At 47.5% G+C, this 15,786-nt stretch carries 15 protein-coding genes; 2 read left to right on the top strand and 13 right to left on the bottom strand.

Going from position 1 to position 15,786, the window contains the following annotated elements:
* Window positions 1-15: 15 nt before the first annotated feature.
* Complete coding sequence (locus NST83_RS08290) at window positions 16-993, top strand: collagen-like protein (RefSeq protein WP_342417277.1); 978 nt, start codon at window positions 16-18, stop codon at window positions 991-993.
* 192 nt (window positions 994-1,185) lie between these two features.
* Here the strand turns inward: NST83_RS08290 and NST83_RS08285 are convergent, their stop codons facing one another.
* From NST83_RS08285 to NST83_RS08255, 7 genes are all read right to left on the bottom strand, one after another.
* The gene (locus NST83_RS08285; protein WP_137062409.1) at window positions 1,186-1,755 is read right to left on the bottom strand and encodes a manganese catalase family protein; all 570 of its coding nucleotides are present in this window, start codon (window positions 1,753-1,755) and stop codon (window positions 1,186-1,188) included.
* Between the two features lie 33 nt (window positions 1,756-1,788).
* Window positions 1,789-2,223, bottom strand: a complete 435-nt coding sequence (locus NST83_RS08280; protein ID WP_342417276.1) for a spore coat protein CotJB — start codon at window positions 2,221-2,223, stop codon at window positions 1,789-1,791.
* A gap of 1 nt (window position 2,224) precedes the next feature.
* Window positions 2,225-2,449, bottom strand: a complete 225-nt coding sequence (locus NST83_RS08275) for a spore coat associated protein CotJA (protein WP_137062407.1) — start codon at window positions 2,447-2,449, stop codon at window positions 2,225-2,227.
* A gap of 191 nt (window positions 2,450-2,640) precedes the next feature.
* Window positions 2,641-3,996, bottom strand: a complete 1,356-nt coding sequence (locus tag NST83_RS08270; RefSeq protein ID WP_342417904.1) for a hemolysin family protein — start codon at window positions 3,994-3,996, stop codon at window positions 2,641-2,643.
* 99 nt (window positions 3,997-4,095) lie between these two features.
* Window positions 4,096-5,226: a radical SAM/CxCxxxxC motif protein YfkAB gene (yfkAB, locus tag NST83_RS08265; RefSeq protein WP_342417275.1), complete on the bottom strand. Its 1,131-nt coding sequence runs from the start codon at window positions 5,224-5,226 to the stop codon at window positions 4,096-4,098.
* A gap of 96 nt (window positions 5,227-5,322) precedes the next feature.
* Complete coding sequence (locus tag NST83_RS08260) at window positions 5,323-6,483, bottom strand: HD-GYP domain-containing protein (protein WP_342417274.1); 1,161 nt, start codon at window positions 6,481-6,483, stop codon at window positions 5,323-5,325.
* Window positions 6,437-7,891, bottom strand: coding sequence for a 5'-nucleotidase C-terminal domain-containing protein (locus NST83_RS08255; protein WP_342417273.1), 1,455 nt, complete (start codon window positions 7,889-7,891; stop codon window positions 6,437-6,439). Before NST83_RS08255 ends, NST83_RS08260 begins: the two co-directional genes overlap by 47 nt.
* A 318-nt stretch (window positions 7,892-8,209) precedes the next feature.
* Between NST83_RS08255 and NST83_RS08250 the strand changes: the two genes are divergently transcribed.
* On the top strand, window positions 8,210-9,274 hold the full coding sequence (locus tag NST83_RS08250) for an HD-GYP domain-containing protein (protein ID WP_342417272.1): 1,065 nt from the start codon (window positions 8,210-8,212) through the stop codon (window positions 9,272-9,274).
* A 169-nt stretch (window positions 9,275-9,443) separates the two neighbouring features.
* On the opposite strand, the gene sufB is transcribed toward NST83_RS08250, so the two are convergent.
* From sufB to NST83_RS08220, 6 genes are all read right to left on the bottom strand, one after another.
* Window positions 9,444-10,841 (bottom strand): Fe-S cluster assembly protein SufB, encoded by a 1,398-nt coding sequence (gene sufB / locus NST83_RS08245; protein ID WP_137062402.1) that lies wholly within the window; start codon window positions 10,839-10,841, stop codon window positions 9,444-9,446.
* A 33-nt stretch (window positions 10,842-10,874) separates the two neighbouring features.
* Window positions 10,875-11,294 carry a Fe-S cluster assembly sulfur transfer protein SufU gene (gene sufU / locus NST83_RS08240; protein ID WP_342417271.1) on the bottom strand — a complete coding sequence of 140 codons (420 nt, stop codon included), beginning with the start codon at window positions 11,292-11,294 and terminating at the stop codon, window positions 10,875-10,877.
* Window positions 11,284-12,507, bottom strand: a complete 1,224-nt coding sequence (locus NST83_RS08235; RefSeq protein ID WP_137062400.1) for a cysteine desulfurase — start codon at window positions 12,505-12,507, stop codon at window positions 11,284-11,286. Before NST83_RS08235 ends, sufU begins: the two co-directional genes overlap by 11 nt.
* Entirely contained in the window at window positions 12,504-13,808 is a 1,305-nt protein-coding gene (gene sufD / locus NST83_RS08230; RefSeq protein ID WP_137062399.1) for a Fe-S cluster assembly protein SufD, read from the bottom strand. Before sufD ends, NST83_RS08235 begins: the two co-directional genes overlap by 4 nt.
* 23 nt (window positions 13,809-13,831) lie before the next feature.
* Window positions 13,832-14,614 (bottom strand): Fe-S cluster assembly ATPase SufC, encoded by a 783-nt coding sequence (gene sufC, locus NST83_RS08225; protein ID WP_014280665.1) that lies wholly within the window; start codon window positions 14,612-14,614, stop codon window positions 13,832-13,834.
* A gap of 513 nt (window positions 14,615-15,127) precedes the next feature.
* Window positions 15,128-15,598, bottom strand: a complete 471-nt coding sequence (locus NST83_RS08220) for a Dps family protein (RefSeq protein ID WP_137062398.1) — start codon at window positions 15,596-15,598, stop codon at window positions 15,128-15,130.
* Window positions 15,599-15,786 lie beyond the last annotated feature (188 nt).

Below are 15,786 nucleotides of genomic sequence, written 5' to 3'. Positions count from 1 at the left end.
ATAAGGAGGATTCACATGTCTTTTCCTAATATCCCCAACGTAACACCTACGATTAACCTAACACGGGATGACGCGATTAATCTGTTGCTGTCATCCATTGCCTTTGAGGAATTGGGACTTAGTCACATCATCAATGCCGAGGGTGAAAAAATTCAATATGTACTCGGTACGATACCTGGACTGACCGGAGGAACGGCTACCATTGCTGATGTTCTTGCCGTGGACCAAAGTGTCAAAAGTGTACTGGACACCACCGTGAAGAAAGAGCTGCTGCTGCAAGCAAAGCTCGAAAATGTGCTGGCCGCTCCCACATTGGCCGGACCCACCGGATCGACCGGTCCGACTGGACCTGCGGGCGGTCCGATCGGACCGACAGGGGCCACGGGCGCGACAGGAGCAACGGGAGCGACAGGTTTGACAGGAGACACAGGCCCTGCGGGTTCAGCGGGTGCAGTCGGACCAGTAGGACCTGCCGGAGGTACGGGAGCTACTGGGGTGACAGGTGCCACAGGTGCCGGAGTAACAGGGGCTACTGGTGTTTCTGGTGCTACGGGCGTAACCGGAGCCACAGGTATCAATATCACCGCTACGAATGCTTTTGTGGCGAATACAACGGGTGGCCTAATAACCGTGTTGCTTGGTGGAACGAACGTTACCTTCCCCGGTCCGCCTCAGACGCTGAGCGGAGGCGTTACCATCAACGGTACTAATGATGTATTGACTCTGACGAACGCCGGAACCTATTACATCAACTATGAGTTAAACACGACGGTTGGTCTTCTGTTGAGCAGCCGTTTGCTCATTAACGGCGTGCAGGCTCCAGGCTCCGTCCTTTCGCCTGTGGTCTCCCTGTCTTCTTACATTAATGACGTTATCGTTAACGTAGCCGCCGCAACAACCGTCAGCGTACAATTTTTCGGGGCCGTAGGTGCAGCTACCCTAATTGGAGGGGGCGCAACAGGCGCGTCACTAACCATCATCCGACTTAATTAAGATGTCATGATCTGCAACTGGCTCACTCCCTTCCTGATCTGTTTCCCGAGATCATTTCTGTTCACCTATATAAACAAGACAATATGAAGGGTGTTTCCAGGCTGAGGTGCCCTTCGCAAAAATTACAGTTTTTCAAAAGAAAAATGTCTCCTGCAAGCTTTAGCTCACCAAGAGACATTCACAATACTCCCTTTAGAACACTTTCTTCCGGTCTCGTTCCCCCTTCAAAATTTCCACAGACTCATGGAAACGGAGCGAATGGATGATTTCGCGCTCACGCAGAAACTTCAGACTATCCTGCAAATCCACGTCATCTGTCAAATCAATCAGCCACTGATATGTAGCTCTCGCCTTTTCCTCTGCCGCAATATCCTCATACAAATCCGCGATTGGATCGCCCTTGGCTTGAAAATAGGTCGCTGAAAAAGGAACTCCGCCTGCGCTTTGATAATACAGCGCATGATCATGTGCCGCATAATATTCTCCCAGCCCCGCCGCCTTCATTTGCTCTACACTCGCATCCTTGGTCAGCTTGTAAATCATAGTCGCAATCATTTCGAGGTGCGCAAATTCTTCCGTACCTATATCATTAAGTACGCCGATCACCTTATCGGGAATCGTATACCGCTGATTCAGATACCGCAAAGCCGCCGCCAGCTCGCCATCCGCCCCGCCATACTGCTCCATGAGCAGTTTGGCCATATGAGGATCACATTTGCTGACACGTACGGGATATTGCAGCTTTTTCTCATATACCCACATTCATGTTCCTCCTTTATAAAAGGTTGTACCTACCTATACCTGCCACGGCCAAGGGGATTGGCTCCATTCCCAAGGGTACTTGGAATAGGCACGGCCAAAATTTTGCAGAGGTCCGTACAGGATCTGGTACTCATTGGCAATCCCCGTCCTTTCCTGCGTCAGCTTATTGAACTGTTCGATAGCCTGTAAATCATCTGGGTGTGTATTGAGATACAAATTCAGTTCCACCAATACAAAATCCACCGTCTGCAGCTTCTCCAGCAGCGCATAAAACTGTGCATTACCCGGCTTGGTCTGAGGCGCATAGCCTTGGTACGGGTTTCTGTCGTTCTGATTGTAGCCCTCAGTATGGTCTTGCTGTTGATACGGGTTTGCATAGGGGCTTTGGTACGGGCTCTGCTGCTGGTTCTCAATCTGGTTTCGATGCTGAGGTTGGTTTTGGGCCTGACCTTGATTTGGATAATCCATTTTACTCGCCTCCCCCCTGGTTTCTCCTACAGTCATAAGGGCTGTACAATAAGGGCCACAGCGTTCCCTTCCTCAGCGCCTCCTCCGGACTGAATTGAGGCAGACCTGGGGGCTGAAATTGTACAAACAGGTTCGGTGGTAGCACAAAGGTTTTGCACAAAACGGGCGGGCACGGATCGAACGGACCGACAAACGGGGCAAACTCACCTTGCTGTGGAAATTTCACGGGCCGGGACCTCCTTTAGTTGATCCATCTGCTTTACTATTCATCATATGCTGCATGGCCCAAGTCTCGAACACAAAATTACAGATAAAAAAAGAACCTTCAAAACCACGATAACGTGGAAATAAAGGCTCTTGCTTTTACACTCTATAATAGCTTTCATACCGGAACCGACCCTAACCAATATCTATGGATCAGGACTCATCGGCGGAAAGTTCATCTTCGATCACAGGGTCGGGCTTGCGGTGAATCCTCACTCTCATAATACGAAGCCTTGTCGCTTCCTCCACCTCAAAGGTCAGGTTATAGAACTCAATCTTTTTCCCCTTCACCGGGCTGCCCTCCAGTTCTTTAAACAGCCAGCCCCCGATGGAATCCACTTCGTCGTCTTCAATGTTCACCCCGGTCAGATCGTTAACATCCTCAATGAGCATACGGCCATCCACCGAAATGAGATTATCCTTAATCTCCACGCTCGGGCGTTCATCCTCAAATTCATCGTAGAGATCCCCGACGATTTCCTCCAATATTTCCTCCGCTGTCAGCAGCCCGGCTGTTCCGCCGTACTCATCGACCACGAGAGTCATCTGGGAATGCTTTTTCTGCATAAGACGCAGTACGTGACTCACTTCCATAGATTCTGGCACATTCAAAATAGGACGTACCACCGAGGCCAGATCCAATTGCTCGCCCTGCTCTGCCAACAGAAAATCTGTAATATGAACAAAGCCGATAATCTGGTCCTTATCCTCAACCGCTACCGGGTAGCGAGAATGCTTGGTATCACTAATGATTTTCAGATTTTCCTTATACGATAAATTCGTATACAAGCAGTCCATATCCGTACGTGGAAGCATAATTTCACGGGCCAGCAAATCGGAAAAATCAAAAATATTGTCCATCAGCTTGATTTCGTCTTTATCAATAACACCGCTTTTGGCGCTCTGATTCATCAAGATACGGATCTCTTCCTCCGAATGCGCCGCTTCCGCTTCACTTGCAGGCTGGATACCGAACGCCCGTAATAACAAATTGGCAGCAGCGTTCAGCACCCAGATGACGGGCAAAAAGATCTTGTAAAAAAGCAGCAAAGGAGCGGATAAAAACAAGGCCACACCTTCGGTTTTCTGGATCGCCAAAGACTTTGGAGCCAGCTCACCCAGTACAATATGCAAAAAGGTAATCACGCAAAATCCGACGACAACGGATACCGTTGTAATCAGTGTACTGTCAGTTACACCGAGTTTGTGCATGAGTGGCTCGATCAGGTAGCCGGATATTGCTGGTTCACCAATCCAGCCCAAGCCCAATGAAGCCAGCGTAATGCCTAATTGGGTGGCGGACAAATACGCATCCAGCTTCTGGTTTACCTTTAACGCATAGCCTGCCATCCGATGCCCCTCACTTTGGAGCTGCGTCAATCGGGATTGGCGCATTTTGACCAGCGAAAATTCCGCCGCCACAAATACACCGTTCAGAAAGACGAGCAGCAGTACCAAAAGAAGATTCACCGTTAGCAATCCCCAATGAAACTCGGTATGACCTTCCAATACGAACTCCCCATTTCTATAGTTTGCATTTTGCATCATTTGACTTGCAACGCTCCATGGTATGATTGAAAGTCGCTAATTTGGATTTATGCAAAATGCTCATAGTTGTAATGCTTTTCTGGATTTAAAATCGACTCCCTTGTAATACATATCCGCTACAAGCAGATTCGGTCCGCAGCAGGCAGCGGCATCACAATGACAGTTCACGGACTGATTCAACGGATGCTCATTCAGCCATTCACCGAAAATATCGTCCAGACCGCGCTCCTGAATATTTCCGAAAGCCGGAATGTCTGCGAAATCCGTCACATATACGCTGCCCGTGAACATATTCACATTTACGCGGTTTCTTCCGTCCGGATCATTACGCACCGTAATATTCGGTTCCTGACGCAGTCGGCGAAGCAGCTTGCGGTCTTCCTCTCGATCTGAACAAGCAAAGAACGGGAGCGTACCAAACAGCATCCACATATCCTGATTACGCACATCCAGCAGCTTATGAATAGAGCTGCGCATATCGTCAAGTGAAAGGACAGGCAAGGCAGAGGCAAAATTCGATGCATACATCGGATGAACCTCATGCCTTTGACAGCCCATTTCATTAATCAATTGATGAATACCATCCAGCTTCGTGTGTGTGCGGTAATTAATCATGGATTCGGCAGAAATGAACATCCCCATTTCGCTCAGCTTGCGGGCATTTTCCACCATTTTCTCATAAAGGCGAACAGCCCCCGCGCGAGGGGTCGGACGTCCGGTATTTGCAAAGCCCACTTCATAAAAATCGTCGGCATTCAAATAGTTAAACGATATATGCATGACATCCAGATAGGGAAGCATCTTCTCATATCTACGGATATCCAAGGTCAGGTTGGAGTTGATTTGCGAGCGAATGCCACGCTCTTTGGCATATTTCAGTAGCGGAACGATCACTTCGTCCACCGTTTTATCGAGCAAAGCGGGTTCTCCGCCTGTCATACTGATCGTCTCCAGATGCTCGACTTCATCCAGTCGTTTCAGCATCATATCTAATGGAAGGAAGGGAGCCTCCTTCATAACAAGCATGTCGCCTACAGCGCAGTGCTCACAGCGCATATTGCACAGATGCGTCACGGTCATTTCCACACTTGTCAGCAAATGACGGCCATGTGTACGCAGAGAGACAATCGGGTCCCACGGATCATACGCTGGCGATATTTGTGGAAGTATGTTGTTTTGTAGAACTGTCATTATTTTTCACCTTATTTCTGTTATTAACCTCAAAAGACGTATGAATATCATATCATGATGTGTAAAGTGTCTGCATGATTTCTTCCACTTCATCTGCTAATCCACATGTATTGCTCCAAGGGGGTTAGCCGTAGCATCCAGAGTGTTGGTAATCATCACCGAAAGAGATACGGACAGATCCACATCGTAAGGCGCTTTCAGTTCCTGTCCATCGCGATCCCTCACAATGCGAATAACAGGCCTTTGCGGGATTTTGGAGTGTATACGTACCACAACCCCTTCTTCCCCCGTATTGAGCATCACGGAGAGCCCCAGCGGGTATATAGCTACACAATCGCGGAATGCCTCCAGCATCCGTTGCTCATACAACGTGCCCGCACCGGCATAGAGCACCTCCATTGCTTCATAGGGCAACAATGGCTGCTTGTATATTCGACTTGCTGTCATCGCATCGTATGAGTCTGCCAGACCGATCCATTTGGCGTACTCGTGGATTTGGTCCTTTTTCCAGCCATTCGGATATCCGCTGCCGTCGATACGTTCATGATGCTGTAATGCACAGTGAGCCGACAGCAGGGGAATCCCCGGTTCGTCTTTAAGCAGCTTATAGCCGATCACCGTGTGCGTTTTCATGTGCTCGTATTCCTCGTCCGTCAATTTGCCCGGCTTATAGAGCACTTGAGGTGAAATTTTCATTTTACCAATATCGTGCAATAGTGAACCTATGCCCAGCTCCATAAGCTGGTTGTTATTGTATCCGTTGGATATTCCCAGTACAAGTGAATACAGACATACATTCAATGAATGATGATACAGATCCTGATCTGCCGCCCCGATATCCATCAGCATAATGACGGCATCCTGACGGCCTCCGATATCGTCCAGAATGGACTCCATCACCTTATAAAATGACTTGCCAAAGTATTGGTGCTTATGATCTACGGAGTAGGATGACAGACCCTGAAACTGCTTCTTGATCTCCTGTAGCGCCATCTTCCTCGTCTGTTCATGGATCATCTCGGGAATTACGATATCTTCTGTCACCGCATCCTCAATGTATACATATCCAATTCCGACTTGACCTAGACGTTCAATCAACCGCGAAGTAAGCTCAACACCCTCCGAGAGCAGCACCATTCCATTTTCATTGTATATTTTTTTGCCCAGCTTCATGCCGGCTCTTAATAATGTAACAGGTACCAGTCGCAACTTAATCCTCTCCCGATTGTTGTGATACCTGAAGCCACCTAGCTGCAAAACACTCTTCCATCGCGCCCGGACGCTTCAACTCCATTTCAATCAAATCCCGCAAAAATTCTGGAAGCATAAATCGGAGTTCCGTTCCGTTCGCAAGCACTTCATAACCTGCTCTGAAAGTGAACATATCCAACGTACCTACCGCATATTGCTCATCTTCTTCCAATAAACGACCCGCTACACGTATATCCGTCACTTTATCATAAGGAACGCGTGCCGGATCATATTGAATCTCCAGACCTTCCACACACATCGTACCAAGGACTTTACCTCTAAAGCCAAATCCCGTTATTTTCTTGTCCGCAAATTCCGGTAGCAAGGACTGCTCCAGCGCCAGCCGGATGTCTCTTCCCCACAGCTTCATGACACAGGTATTAATTGGCGAAGGGCATAAGGAATGCAGCATTCCTTTGCTGATATCACCTTGAGGTAAAGGGCCAAGCAGTTGGCCCGCATTCACAAGAGAAATCGCGGTTCCCGTAAAATGTGACACCGATTGTGCCAGCAAATTTCCGAAAGGAGACTCCCGATCATACGCAATCTCCAGCTTCCGATTCGCCACCGCCACCGTACTCTCCATGGCACGCTCTGCCTGTCTGCGATGCAGTACAATGGCAGATGCCACCTTTTCGTCCAGCAGTGTGTGATCTACAGGAACTACGCCGCCTGACGTAACCCGAAATGGCTCATGACTACTGTTGCGGCTTAGCGCCACTTCACCCAGTAGCGTTCCATACTTGCCAGCCCCACATAGAGCTGTGCTTCCGATCCACAGCGGTTCCTCCAGCACATGATGGGTATGCCCTCCAAGAATCACGTCAATCTCAGGAAACCGCGATGCCAGTTTCTTATCCGAAGGTAAACCCAAATGCGACATCACAACCAGAACATCGACCTGCTTTCTCAGGGACGGAATTTGCTCGCCCAATACCTCAAACGGATCGAGTGCATCCCAGCCCAGCAATTGATAGAACTCGCCGAAAGGAGCTGTCACGCCAAGCAAACCGACCTTGATCCCTGCTTTGTCCAAAATCAGAGATTCCTTCATCCACGATGGTCTTACCCCCGTGGCACTCTCTATCATATTGCCGCATACGACCGGGCAGTGAATTTCCGCATAGGCTTGTGCAAGAATATCCGGGGTAAACGTCAGTCCTTCGTTGTTACCGATCGTAATCGCATCATATCCTGTTAGATTGATCACATCTACATTTGCCCCACCCAGCGTTCCTTCCGTTTCGGGGGCCATCCGGTCCATGTGGTCTCCCATATCCAGCGCAAGCAGCGCATCTCCTGATGTGAATCTCCGTTCATTAATCATCGCGGCTATCGAAGGCATACTGCCAAAATGACTATGTATATCATTGGTATGCAAAATGGTTAACGTTTGCTGCGTCGTCATCTCCATAACCGCCCTCCTCTATAGTTTATATATCGACTCTGTTGCTTCTAATGTTTAAGCATACCATGTTATTTCCCATTATGGTACATGTCAGTGGGGGGGGCGCTACAACTGACAATTTAGCTACTGTGTTGTCTCAAGATACAGACACGGGAGAAGCAAAGTCACAATGCCTCGTATGCCTCTGAGAAGAGACGGGTTCCTGGGACCTATTTTACAGCTAGGAATAATAGTGAATTAGTCGTTGTCATCCCATATTATTCTTGATATATTAGGTTTGCTTCGTATTTTCGACAAATTTACGACAATAAGGAGGTTAAGCGCATGAGAGTTCACGTTACCGATGCCAAGCCAGGAGATCTTCTCAGATCCGATACATACAATGAACACGGTGTACCCGTCATGATTCGGGGTACCCAGCTTCAGCACGACGATATCTCCAAGCTCATCATGCATGGTGTTGAGTACATCGACATTGATGCCGGTTCAGCGAGTATTCCGGTTGACTTTGCCCCCGATGTTCCCGCTTCTCCCGAATCCCTTAAACGTGCCGTTCCCCTCATGGAGCAGACTATTCATGGCTTTGAAAGCATGTTTCTCAAAGCTGCCTCAACCGGCAAATTTGATGAATCTCGAGTCGATGAGCTGCTCAGCCCCCTCGTTTCAGAGCTGGCTCATCAAAAAGATGTCGTATCTCTGCTGCTCATCATGGAACGGGGAGATCACTATACGTACAATCATTCTCTCCAAGTGGGTGTACTGTCATATTACATTGCCACATGGCTTGGATACACAGAAGAAGAGGCCTATACCGCTGGTAAAGCCGGATATTTACACGATATAGGCAAGTCCATGATACCGGATGAGATTTTGAATAAACCTGGTAAGCTGACGCCTGAAGAATTTAAGGAAATGAAAAAACATTCCCTCTACGGCTATGATATCATTCGCAACTCAACAAGTGATGAGATTTCGGCAATCGTCGCCCTGCAGCATCACGAAAGAGAAGATGGAAGCGGATACCCGAACGGACTGTTCAAGAAGGATATTCATCCTTTCGCCAGTATTACGGCAGTTGCAGACGTATATAGCGCTATGATCTCCAACCGTGTGTACCAGACGAAGCAGGAGCTGCTCACCGTACTGCGCGAGCTGCACAGCATGAGCTTCGGACATCTGAACCCAGAAGCCACCCAAGTCTTCATCCGGCATATGCTTCCGAACTTTATAAACAAGCAGGTCCTTCTGACTTCGGGTCAGACGGGAACGATTATTTTGAACAATCCTGCCGATTATTTCAGACCTTTAGTGAAAATTAATGAAAATGAGTATATAGACTTGTCCAAAGAGCGACATGTATCCATTGATGAAATTTATCTGGAATCCTAATCTGCGAACTCGTTCTGCTCATACACAGACTACGCGAATAAAAAGAGACTGTCCTTGATCCGCAGGTTCTTCCCTACGAAGGACAGTCTCTTTTTATGTTACGGACAAACGCCTGATAAACATCATCGCATCATGGCTCAGCCCCAACATAACCCTCGTAAAGCGAGAATTATCCTATGGAACCTTCCATTTCAAACTTGATCAAACGATTCATCTCGACCGCGTACTCCATCGGCAGTTCTTTGGTGAACGGCTCGATAAAGCCCATAACGATCATTTGTGTCGCTTCCGCTTCGGTCAGGCCACGACTCATAAGATAGAACAACTGATCCTCCGATACCTTGGAAACCGTTGCTTCGTGCTCCAGCGTAATATCGTCGTTCATGATTTCATTATAAGGAATTGTATCCGAGGTCGATTGATTATCCAAAATCAACGTATCACACTTGATATTCGATTTTGCCCCTTGAGCCTGACGACCGAATGAAGCCAGTCCGCGATACGTTACTTTACCGCCATGCTTACTGATAGACTTGGATACAATCGTCGATGTCGTATCAGGTGCCAAGTGGATCATTTTCGCCCCTGCATCCTGATGCTGGCCCTTGCCTGCAACTGCAATGGACAAGACCATACCTTTAGCTCCACGGCCTTTCAGTACAACCGCCGGATATTTCATCGTCAGCTTGGAACCGATGTTACCATCGACCCATTCCATCGTTGCATTTTCTTCTGCAACCGCACGTTTGGTCACCAGATTGTAGATGTTTGGCGCCCAGTTTTGGATCGTTGTGTAACGAACACGCGCGTTTTTCTTACAAATGATTTCCACCACGGCGCTATGCAGCGAGTTCGTGCTATAAATCGGAGCCGTACAGCCTTCTACATAATGCACGAAGCTGTCTTCGTCGGCAATAATGAGCGTACGCTCGAATTGTCCCATATTTTCCGAGTTAATACGGAAGTAAGCCTGCAATGGAACTTCACATTTTACACCCTTCGGTACATAGATAAAGCTTCCGCCTGACCATACCGCACTGTTTAGTGCTGCAAACTTGTTGTCCGCAGGAGGCACAACTGTCGCAAAATACTCTTTCAGAATTTCAGGATGCTCACGCAGCGCCGTATCGGTGTCCATGAAAATAACGCCCTGATCTTCCAGCTCCTTTTGCATGCTATGGTAAACAACCTCGGATTCATACTGTGCGGATACACCAGCCAGAAACTTTTGCTCCGCTTCAGGAATCCCCAGTTTATCAAAGGTTTCCTTAATTTCTGTAGGAACCTCTTCCCACGTTTTCCCTTGCTTCTCGGAAGGTCTTACATAATACTGGATATCGTTGAAATCCAGCTCATTCATGTCCCCGCCCCAGTTGGGCATAGGCATTTTTTCAAACTGTTTTAGTGCTTTCAGACGGAATTCCAGCATCCATTCTGGCTCATCCTTAATTTTGGAGATTTCCTTTACGATTTCCGGAGTGAGACCCTTACCTGTTTGGAAAATGGATTTGTGCTCGTCACGAAAGCCATATTTATACTCTTCCATTTCCGGTGCTTTTTTGGCCATGTTTCTCAAACCTCCTCTATTCTAGTAAAATTATTATTCTTCATCTATTCCTTTGCGCAGCGCGTTCCAAGCCAAAGTCGCACATTTGATACGGGCCGGGAACTTATTAACACCTGACAAAGCTTCCAGCTCTTCATAATCGTCGAATTCGGCCGCTTCACCCTTCATCAGAGAAGAGAAGCGATTCGCCATATCCAGCGCCTGATCAATCGTTTTTCCCTTAACCGCCTCTGTCATCATCGAAGCCGAGGACATACTGATTGAACAGCCTTCCCCTGTAAAACGGGCATCCTCGACGACGCCGTCCTTCGTCTTGAGCTGAAGAGAAATCCGGTCGCCACATGTAGGATTGTTCAAATCCACCGTGACCGCGTCATCCTCAAAACGTCCGCGATTCCGCGGATTTTTATAATGATCCATAATTACACGTCGGTACAAGTCATCAAGTTGCATCGCCAAAATACTCCTTCGTTTGGATTAAGGCGCTGATCAAAACATCGACTTCCTCTTCCGTGTTATAGAGGTAAAAGCTGGCTCGCGCCGTTGCACTGGCTTTCAACCAGCGCATCAACGGCTGGCAGCAATGGTGGCCTGCACGTACAGCTACCCCTTTACTATCCAGCACGGTCGCTACATCATGCGGATGTACATCATCCAGATTGAATGTTACGAGTCCCACATGACGTTCAGCAGGACCGTAAATCGTCAAGCCATCCACTTCACGGAGACGTTTGAGAGCATAGTTGGCCAGACGGCTTTCATGCTGTGCAATTGCGTCCAATCCGATGCTTTCCAGAAAATCAATGGCAGCTCCCAAGCCGACAGCTCCGGCAATGATCGGGGTTCCGCCTTCGAATTTCCAAGGCAGCTCCTTCCATGTGGATTCATACAATCCCACATCGTCGATCATTTCCCCGCCGAACTCAATCGGCTCCATGTTTTCCAGCAGCGCCTTTTTGCCGTACAATGCCCCGATCCCTGTAGGACCACACATTTTGTGACCCGAAAAGGCATAGAAATCAGCATCTATATCTTGTACGTCTACTTTCATATGTGGCGTGCTTTGCGCACCATCTACGACGATGATCGCACCTTTGCGATGGGCAATAGCGGCAATCTCCTTGACCGGGTTCACAACACCAAGCACATTGGAGACATGCGTGATCGCTACAATTTTTGTGTTTTCAGTGATGGTATTCTCCACGTCAGCAAGATCAACGCTACCGTCCTCTTGAAGCGGGATATATTTTAAAGTTGCGCCTGTGGCTTTGGCTACCTGCTGCCACGGAATCAGATTGCTGTGATGCTCCATCGGTGTGATGACAATCTCATCACCTTCCTGACAGTTGGCTCTGCCATAGGAAGAAGCAACCAGATTCAGCGCCGTTGTCGTTCCTCTTGTAAAAATAATTTCCTGGCTACGCTTCGCATTCAGAAAGCGGGCTACCTTCTCCCGCGCACCTTCATAAGCATCCGTAGCACGACTACCTAAGGTATGCACTCCACGATGAACGTTCGAATTATCATATTCGTAGTAATGCTTGATCGCCTCGATGACCGCCAGCGGTTTTTGCGAAGTGGCCGCATTATCCAAATAAACCAGCGGATGACCGTTAATCTCCTGATGTAAAATCGGGAATTGTTCACGGATCAATGCAGTATTCATTGGCCTAACTTCCTTTCAACAAGGCTTTGCAGCTGCTGTTGAAGTCCTTCGAGCGGAATTTCAGAAACGACAGGTGCCAGGAAGCCATAAATAATCAAGCGTTCAGCTTCTGCACGGCTAATCCCGCGGGACATCAAGTAATACACTTGTTCACGATTCACCTGACCGACCGAAGCTGCGTGACCTGCGGTCACATCATCCTCATCAATCAGCAGGATTGGGTTAGCGTCACCACGCGCTTTCGGGCTAAGCATAAGAACACGTTCTGTTTGCTGACCGTCTGCTTTGGTAGCACCTTTTTCAATTTTCGTAATACCGTTAATAATGGAAGATGCATTTTCACGCATAACTGCGCGGGTAATCATCTGACTAGCTGAATTTTTGCCAAAATGCTGTGCTTGTGTCGTATAGTTCAGCTTTTGCGAGCCAGAGCCTACAGCAATAATCTTGGCATCCGAGTTGGAGCCGTTGCCTTTCAGCACGGACATCGTGTTGCTCGCTGTATTGCCGTAGTTCATTTCTCCGACAATCCATTCAATAGCTGCGTCATTACCCAACGTAGCACGGCGGATCGAAATATCCGTTACTTGCTCTCCAAGCTGATGCACCGATGCATAACGCACCTTGGCTCCTGCATTCGCTACCACTTCTACTGCGCCATTATGAATGACAGGTGCTGCCAAATCCGCAGATACATAGTTGTCTACGTACGTTACGGAGCTATGGCTTTCAGCAATGAGCAGTACGTGAGGGGCAAAGGTTGCTGTCGCATCATCTGTCAGGAAAACAGCCTGAAGCGGAACATTTAACTCCACATTCTTCGGCACGTAAGCAAATACTCCACCGTTCCAAAGTGCTGCATGCAGCGCGGACAATGAATTTTCATCCGTCTTAATAACCGTATTCAGATGAGCTTTAACTAGATCACCATGCTCCTTAACCGCCGTTTGCAGATCCGTGAAAATAACGCCTTGCGCTGCCAGTTCCTCGCTCAGCTTCACATATACCGCACCGGAGTTGCGCTGGATAATCAGACCGCCCTCCTGCTGCTCTTTGACCAGATCGGCAATCGCTGCGGGAACCTGCCCCACCGACGCAATCGCCTCGCTGTTTTTATGTTGACCGTAATCGTTGAGATTCCAACGTTCGATTTTGGTTTTTTCAAATACCGGAAGCTCCAGTTTGCCTGCAAGCTCAAGTGCTTTTTGTCTGTCTGCGGTCAGCCATGACGGCTCGCCGTTACGTTCGGACAGAACGCGCAGTTGCTCGGAATCTACCGGAAGGATTGTTTGTGTACTCATTAGTTTTCCTCCTCGCTTCCGGCTTACGCCTCTTGTCCTACAGTTTCATCAACGATACCCAGTTCTTCCTTGATCCAGTCGTAACCGTCCGCTTCCAGACGCTCAGCCAGCTCAGGTCCACCGGATTTAACGATACGTCCTTGCATCATGACATGTACGAAATCTGGCTTGACGTAATTCAACAGACGCTGGTAGTGAGTAATGATGAGGAAACCGCGCTCTTCGGAACGCATAGCATTGACACCACTAGCCACGATTCTCAAAGCGTCAATATCCAAACCAGAGTCGATTTCGTCAAGAATGACGATTTTCGGATCGATCATCATCATTTGCAAAATTTCATTCCGTTTTTTCTCACCACCGGAGAAACCTTCATTTAGGTAACGGTGAGCAAACTCAGGATTCATTTCAAGTTCCTTCATTTTGCTTTCCATTTGGCGGATAAATTTAATCAGGGAAATTTCCTGTCCTTCTTCACGGCGTGCGTTAATTGCACTTCGCAAAAAGTCGGAGTTGGTTACCCCTGCAATTTCACTCGGATATTGCATAGCCAGGAACAATCCCGCACGTGCGCGCTCATCCACTTCCATGTCTAGAACGTCTTCTCCGTCCAAAGTTACTTGGCCATCTGTGACTTCATATTTGGGATGCCCCATCAAAGCAGAAGCCAATGTACTTTTACCCGTTCCGTTAGGACCCATGATGGCATGGATTTCTCCGCCTTTCATTTCGAGGTTGATGCCTTTCAGAATTTCCTTGCCTTCAATGGTCGCTTTGAGACCTTCAATTTTAAAGTTTGTAGCCATATTCGGAATACCCTCCAAAATTAGTAGTGTGGTGTCGAAATCAGAAAGTATATTCAAACAGGGGAGCCCCCTGATTTCAAACAAACGAAATATTTAAAAATTTATTTATAATCATTCTAAACTGATTCTCAATGATTCTCAAGCTATTTTATAATAAATATCTTTAAGGGTGCAACCAATAGACACACGTTATGCGACTTTCTTCATAAAATATTCATGCTACTCAGCACTGTTGTCGTGATTGTCTGCCTCCTATTTTTATTATAGCGTAATTCTTCATCATACCGCATATCCAATCATAATCGCTTCCCATTTGGGAGTTTGCTAAAATCCAATAAGCGAATGGAATCGAATTTTTCAAAATCCTGATCTATGAAAAAGCATTAAAATACTGTAAATTGTATTTTTCATCCATAAAAACGCTACCGACAATTTGACGTCAGTAGCGTTTTTACATGTAGCGCTTATTTCAGAACAAAAACCCATCTAAGCCTCCAGCATCATTTTTTGGGATTAGCCCAGATAAGAGCGAAGCATCCACATATGTTTCTCCAGATCTGCCTTATAACCAATCAGCAAATCTGCGGTTGGCTGATCAGATGTACTTTCAGCCAGCTCAATTCCTTCCTGGAATTCCTCACAGACAGTGGCAAAGTCCTCGATCAGCGTTTGCACCATTTTCGGTGCATCCTCATTGCCACTTGCCTCGTGAATGGAGGACAGCTCCAAATATTCTTTTAGCGTTGCGGAAGGGGAACCTTTCAGCGCCAGAAGGCGTTCGGCGATCTCGTCCATTTTTAGCGTAATTTCATTATAAAGTTCTTCAAATTTAACATGGAGTGTGAAAAAATTGGAGCCTTTCACATACCAGTGATAGTTATGAATCTTCACATATAGTACATTCAGGTTAGCGACCTGGCGGTTTAATAGCTCTTCCACCGATTTCGTTTGCGTATTTTTCGAGTTGCTTGTTGTTTTAGCCATAATAAATCCCTTCCTTTTTCATCAAATTGATCATTCAGGAACGTTTACGTTTCATCCACCGTCCTGCTGACGGGAAGACGCCAGCGGGCATGATATTTCGCCTGCCGGACGTCTGTTTATTATTTACCCTTCTCATATGAAGACGAAACAAAATCTAACGTTCCTTCCTCCTATTCCGCCGCCCCACA

It is taken from the genome of Paenibacillus sp. FSL R10-2782 (assembly GCF_038592985.1).
GTDB classification, from domain to species: domain Bacteria; phylum Bacillota; class Bacilli; order Paenibacillales; family Paenibacillaceae; genus Paenibacillus; species Paenibacillus terrae_C.
This window is presented reverse-complemented; position numbering and strand designations above follow the sequence as displayed.